The organism is Rhodobacteraceae bacterium IMCC1335, from assembly GCA_039640495.1.
Lineage (GTDB): Bacteria > Pseudomonadota > Alphaproteobacteria > Rhodobacterales > Rhodobacteraceae > Thalassovivens.
In genome coordinates this window covers 2394001-2400000 of record CP046864.1, presented here as the reverse complement: position 1 = coordinate 2400000, position 6000 = coordinate 2394001, and the positions used below count along the sequence as shown (strand labels likewise).

2 protein-coding genes, 2 rRNA genes and 1 pseudogene (1 of these 5 only partly in view) are annotated in these 6000 nt (G+C 49.5%); 2 read left to right on the top strand and 3 right to left on the bottom strand.

Translation table 11 applies throughout. From position 1 onward, the window contains the following. Positions 1-2068: ribosomal RNA gene (locus tag GN241_11535) — 23S ribosomal RNA — on the top strand (it extends 774 nt beyond the left edge of the window). Between the two features lie 73 nt (positions 2069-2141). After that, positions 2142-2256 (top strand): 5S ribosomal RNA (gene rrf, locus GN241_11530). A gap of 711 nt (positions 2257-2967) precedes the next feature. On the opposite strand, the gene GN241_11525 is transcribed toward rrf, so the two are convergent. The 3 genes and pseudogenes from GN241_11525 to GN241_11515 form a co-directional block, all read right to left on the bottom strand. After that, the gene (locus GN241_11525; GenBank protein XAT57933.1) at positions 2968-3360 is read right to left on the bottom strand and encodes a DUF2147 domain-containing protein; all 393 of its coding nucleotides are present in this window, start codon (positions 3358-3360) and stop codon (positions 2968-2970) included. Between the two features lie 142 nt (positions 3361-3502). Continuing rightward, a pseudogene (locus GN241_11520) lies at positions 3503-4479 on the bottom strand (zinc-binding dehydrogenase). Between the two features lie 192 nt (positions 4480-4671). After that, positions 4672-5772 (bottom strand): hypothetical protein, encoded by a 1101-nt coding sequence (locus tag GN241_11515; protein XAT57932.1) that lies wholly within the window; start codon positions 5770-5772, stop codon positions 4672-4674. Positions 5773-6000 lie beyond the last annotated feature (228 nt).

The following is a 6000-nucleotide window of genomic DNA, read 5'->3' as shown; positions in this document are numbered from 1 at the left end:
TTGAAAAGGATCGGGATGAGCTGTGCCTAGGGGTGAAAGGCCAATCAAACTCGGAGATAGCTGGTTCTCCGCGAAATCTATTTAGGTAGAGCGTCATCCGAATACCCCGGGGGGTAGAGCACTGGATGGGTAATGGGGCCCCACAGGCTTACTGATCCTAACCAAACTCCGAATACCCGGGAGTACTAGATGGCAGACACACGGCGGATGCTAACGTCCGTCGTGGAGAGGGAAACAACCCTGACCGACAGTTAAGGCCCCCAATTCATGGCTAAGTGGGAAAGCAGGTGGGACGACCAAAACAACCAGGAGGTTGGCTTAGAAGCAGCCATCCTTTAAAGATAGCGTAACAGCTCACTGGTCTAAATAAGTTGTCCTGCGGCGAAGATGTAACGGGGCTCAAGCCATGAGCCGAAACTTCGGATGCATTTAATGCATGGTAGCGGAGCGTAGTGTGACATAGTTTCCTGTCTCTTTTGATCCTTTTTGGGTCATGGGAGACGCGAAGCTTTCTGTGAAGCCGGGCTGTAAGGCATCCGGTGGAGAGATCACTAGTGAGAATGATGACATGAGTAGCGACAAAGAGTGTGAGAGACACTCTCGCCGAAAGTCCAAGGGTTCCTGCTTAAAGCTAATCTGAGCAGGGTAAGCCGACCCCTAAGTCGAGGCCGAAGGGCGTAGACGATGGGAACCAGGTTAATATTCCTGGGCCAGGAGATGGTGACGGATTGTGAAGGTTGTTCCTCCTTATTGGATTGGAGGGGCCGCTGATCAGTCCCTGGAAATAGCCCTCCATAAGATCGTACCCTAAACCGACACAGGTGGACTGGTAGAGAATACCAAGGCGCTTGAGAGAACTACATTGAAGGAACTCGGCAAAATACCTCCGTAAGTTCGCGAGAAGGAGGCCCAGTTTCTACGCAAGTATTGGCTGGGGGCACAAACCAGGGGGTGGCGACTGTTTACTAAAAACACAGGGCTCTGCGAAGTCGCAAGACGACGTATAGGGTCTGACGCCTGCCCGGTGCCTGAAGGTTAAAAGGAGGGGTGAGAGCTCCGAATTGAAGCCCAGGTAAACGGCGGCCGTAACTATAACGGTCCTAAGGTAGCGAAATTCCTTGTCGGGTAAGTTCCGACCTGCACGAATGGCGTAACGACTTCCCCGCTGTCTCCAATGTAGACTCAGCGAAATTGAATTGCCTGTCAAGATGCAGGCTTCCCGCGGTTAGACGGAAAGACCCCGTGCACCTTTACTACAGCTTCGCACTGGCATCAGAATTGTGATGTGCAGGATAGGTGGTGGGCTTTGAAACCGGAACGCCAGTTTCGGTGGAGCCTCCCTTGAGATACCACCCTTCGCACTTTTGATGTCTAACCGCGGTCCGTTATCCGGATCCGGGACCCTGCGTGGCGGGTAGTTTGACTGGGGCGGTCGCCTCCTAAAGAGTAACGGAGGCGCGCGAAGGTTGGCTCAGAGCGGTCGGAAATCGCTCGTTGAGTGCAATGGCAGAAGCCAGCCTGACTGCGAGACTGACAAGTCGAGCAGAGTCGAAAGACGGCCATAGTGATCCGGTGGTCCCGAGTGGAAGGGCCATCGCTCAACGGATAAAAGGTACGCCGGGGATAACAGGCTGATACTGCCCAAGAGTCCATATCGACGGCAGTGTTTGGCACCTCGATGTCGGCTCATCTCATCCTGGGGCTGGAGCAGGTCCCAAGGGTACGGCTGTTCGCCGTTTAAAGAGGTACGTGAGCTGGGTTTAGAACGTCGTGAGACAGTTCGGTCCCTATCTGCCGTGGGTGTAGGATACTTGAGAGGAGTTGCCCCTAGTACGAGAGGACCGGGGTGAACGATCCACTGGTGGACCTGTTGTTGCGCCAGCAGCAGTGCAGGGTAGCTATGATCGGACAGGATAACCGCTGAAGGCATCTAAGCGGGAAGCCCCCCTCAAAACAAGGTATCCCTGAGAGCCGTGGAAGACCACCACGTCGATAGGCCGGAGATGTAAGCGCAGTAATGCGTTCAGTTGACCGGTACTAATGGCTCGATAGGCTTGATTTGATCCAGTAATAGTCAGATATTACTCACATCAAAAAGCATACACATATATATGCTTGACTTGGATTTGGTATTTTCTCGGTTTGGTGGCCATAGCACGAGCAAAACACCCGGCTCCATTCCGAACCCGGCCGTTAAGTGCCGTTGCGCTGATGGTACTGCGTCTTAAGACGTGGGAGAGTAAGTCACCGCCAAACCTAGAAAATACCAAATCCGCGTATCTCTCAAAACGATCACAATACATATCCCAAACTATATCGCTCAAAGCCCTTTTCCAACGCGTAAGATAAATCTGCATGCGCGATTGCTAGAACAGGCGTCTTAAATCGAAGGCATCATCGCAATAAACAAGCATCGCCTCGCAGACAGATCCCCAGCGCAAACCCACAAAAAACATCCCTCTAAAACAAACAAAACACGCCCGGATGCGGACATCTGTCGCGATCCCGCGCCAAAAGCCCTCACATCGGTAAAAATCAAATACCAAAACACATGCCTCATCTTGCCAGCGCAACGCATCACGGCGCCGAATTGAACCCAAACAGCCTTCGATCATTGACAGCTTATATATATCGTCAAAAAATGCACGATGCACGATGCACGATGCACGATGCAGGAGGCCAGCGATCAAATAAATAGCTCTTAGCAAAGCCCTAGAGCCAATAAATCAAAACAGAAAGTCTCTGGAAAAAGTTAAGACAAAAGCCACACCGGCACACTGATAAGGCCAATCCGACGTTGCTTTGAGGGAGAGCAGGTATGGCCGAATGTCGCGACACTTATTGCTCAGATCTTCGCAAGGTATTGGGATCATTCACTCAACGCCGTTCTGAGGACATATGATCGAAACTGTATTTTATAAATAGACTTCACTCATCAGTGTAAACGGATCTATTCAGAGCCTGGCTCTATTTGACGCGTGTCCATGTACCGCCATCGCGGCAGATAAACAGCACGCATCCTGACACTTTCAGCGCATTCCCTTCCAGAACGAGTTTCGAAGAATATGTTTTGTCGCGATCGGGCGAGTAGATTTTACCATTTCCATAGTTTCCGTCGCCTTGGTTTTTCATATCCCAAATCAATGTTCGGCCAATATTTTCACTCTCACGTTTTTTCCCGTCAGCTCCGTAGCTCTGAACCAAAACACCGCATAAGGACGTGTCGCAGAGCGATATTTCAACATGGCCGAAATTGCCATTGTCATCCGGGACGGTTTGCCATTTTCCAACCAGCGGATCCGCCGCGATAGAGCTGGCTAGCAATGTTGTAAGCAGGGTGGCTGTGCCGAATAAATTCATGAGGACCTCGCTTCTATATCGGATAAATTGTAAAAATTATTAGGCCTTACGCAAACAGTGGCAGATTGGCTTTCTAAAAGCAACGCTGTGCTCAAGCCAAGATGGCGGATTGAAACGGCCCTTCGGTGAAGTTGCGTAACCATTATGTTGTTTTGAGCACAATTTTGCCCACGGCTTTGCGGTTCTTTAGATCGTTTAACGCCTGTGCTGCCGCCTCTAATGCATAGATCTTAGAGGCGTAAGGTTTCAGCTTTCCAGCCTCATACCAAGCAAAAAGCTGCTTAAAATTTTCATTATCCTCATTGGTGTAATTAAGCCGAAACGCGCCCCAGAACACGCCAACGATCGAACAACCTTTCAACAGCGCAAGATTTACCGGTATTTTGGGAATTTCGCCCGAAGCAAAGCCAACAACAAGAACGCGCCCGCCCCAGGCTGTTGATCTAAGGGCCGCTTCAAACATGTCTCCGCCAACGGGATCATAGACCACGTCAACGCCTTTTTTGCCGGTGATATCCTTAAGCGCGCTGCGCAGATCTTGCTGCGAATAGTCGATTAAGTGATCGGCGCCGGCGTTTTTGGCCGCGTTTAATTTTTCTGCCGAGCTGGCAGCCGCGATGACCGAGGCGTTCATCTGTTTGCCGATTTCAACGGCGGCCAAACCAACGCCGCCACCGGCGCCCAGCACAAGCAGCGTTTCGCCGGCTTGCAATTGCGCGCGCTGTTTAAGCGCGTGCATCGAGGTGCCATAGGTCATGGTAAACCCGGCGGCAACGGTGCTGGGCATAAAGCTGGGGCGGATAATCAGATCTTCGGCTTTGCACAGGGTTTGCTCTGCAAATCCCCCGATAAGGTCATACACATTACAGATTGCCCAAGCAGATTTTGCGACACCCCATCGCCAACCGCATCCACAATCCCGGTGACCTCGCCGCCTGGTGCAAAAGGCAGGTCGGGCTTGAATTGATATTTATTTTCAATGATCAGCGTATCGGGGAAGTTCACGCCGCAGGCCTCAGTCGCAACGCGCACCTGACCCTGTGTTGGAATCAGATCCGGAACTTTTTTGAGCACCAGATCTTCAGGAGGGCCAAATTTTTCGCACAGCATGGCTTTCATTCTGTATGGTCCATTTTTAATTGCCCGCGTTTTATACGAATTTTGTGGATATTAGTGATAAGGGGCAAGGTCTTTCCCGCCTTGGGTGTAGTTCTTCGCTATAATTGCAAAAATTCATCAGAGAAGCGCTATGGGGTTTTAAAAAGGTAGCTCTATCCCGTTTTGCAGGGATAGAGCGCATTGTGCATAACGTTAAAAGTTCATGCCAACTTTGATGCCATAGCTTAAGACGCTGTTACCGCTGAATTTATCAGAACCTAAGCCAGCCACAGTAATAGTTTTATTACCGACTGTTGTGTAGTTTGCCCCTGCACTAATCACTAAATTATCAACAGTGTATTTGCCGCCAAGGCTATACCCATTGTACCCGTTGGTTGGTGACAGGAGCGATGTTCCTGACGATTCTGTGCCATTTTCCCAGTTTGTCGACAGGGAAAGGGATAAGTTGTCAGTCATTTTTCTGCCAACACCTATACTGTAGGTCGTCGAATTTGAAAAGCTCGAGGTTGGTGCTGCCAACGGTTGAGGGCCAACCGCAATTTGGTGGTTTTTCCAATCAGCCATTCTGATAGATCCAAAGGCCAAAGTATCGGCTGCGATTCCCGTCTGAAAGTTTATTGTCTGATAATCTGGAAGCGAGCCGCTTGTGTACGGGTTAGTGGCTACGCCGGGATGTCCCCCTGTAGTGTCTAACTTAAAAGATGTATCAGCCTCATAAAGATATTCGACGCGCAAAGCGATATCAGGTCTTTCATATGCGATTGCCGTTATCGCTCCAGACTCAGTTTTTCCAGCGATAGTTGCCGCAGTGGTCGCAGCAGTTGATAATTTAAAAATATCTGCAGTTGCATCTTTGATGGTAGAATTTTTTATCCCCAAAATGACGCTAAAGTTTTCGTCAACAACATATCGGCCCATTATGACCAATGCGTCGATATCCAGGCTAACCTTGGGACCTTTCGCGGTTAATGCGCCGCTCAGTGCGGTTTCACCGGCTCCTTGATAATCCAAGCTAATCCCTGCCTGATTATATTGGCTCAACCCGACGCTGATAGCTTCGGTGATATCAAACTTCGCCGCTATTGAAATATCATTTAGGTCTCCCAATACGGATTCTTTAGGTGCAAATGTCGGCGCGGTGACTGTATAGTCTCGGCTCGAATAAGCCACTTCGGCATATCCGCCTTTTTCATACATAAACCCAGTTGAAAGCGCAGTTCTTTCCATGCCGCCAGCCATTAATGTGGTGCTGGATACGCATAAACCAGCTACACGTACAATAAATCTTACCATTTTCTTCTCCCAGTTTTAAGTCAAACTGTATCGCTTTTTCTTTCTTTAAAGCCAGTAATTCTATTGTTTTTCGAAAGAAAAAGCACAAATTTATACTTTATGATGTGCCTGTATACCCTTTTTGATACATTATGCCTGCGATGTGATGGCCCCTTAGGTGCAATCAGAAGTTTTAGAAATGCGCTGCAGAATGATCGCAAAGCCAAGGTTGGCGCTTTACAGGTTAGT

What these genes read in the sequence shown, in the direction of transcription:
- GN241_11525 (XAT57933.1), bottom strand. Translation starts at nt 3,360, where the DNA reads ATGAATTTATTCGGCACAGCCACCCTGCTTACAACATTGCTAGCCAGC.
- GN241_11515 (XAT57932.1), bottom strand. Translation starts at nt 5,772, where the DNA reads ATGGTAAGATTTATTGTACGTGTAGCTGGTTTATGCGTATCCAGCACC.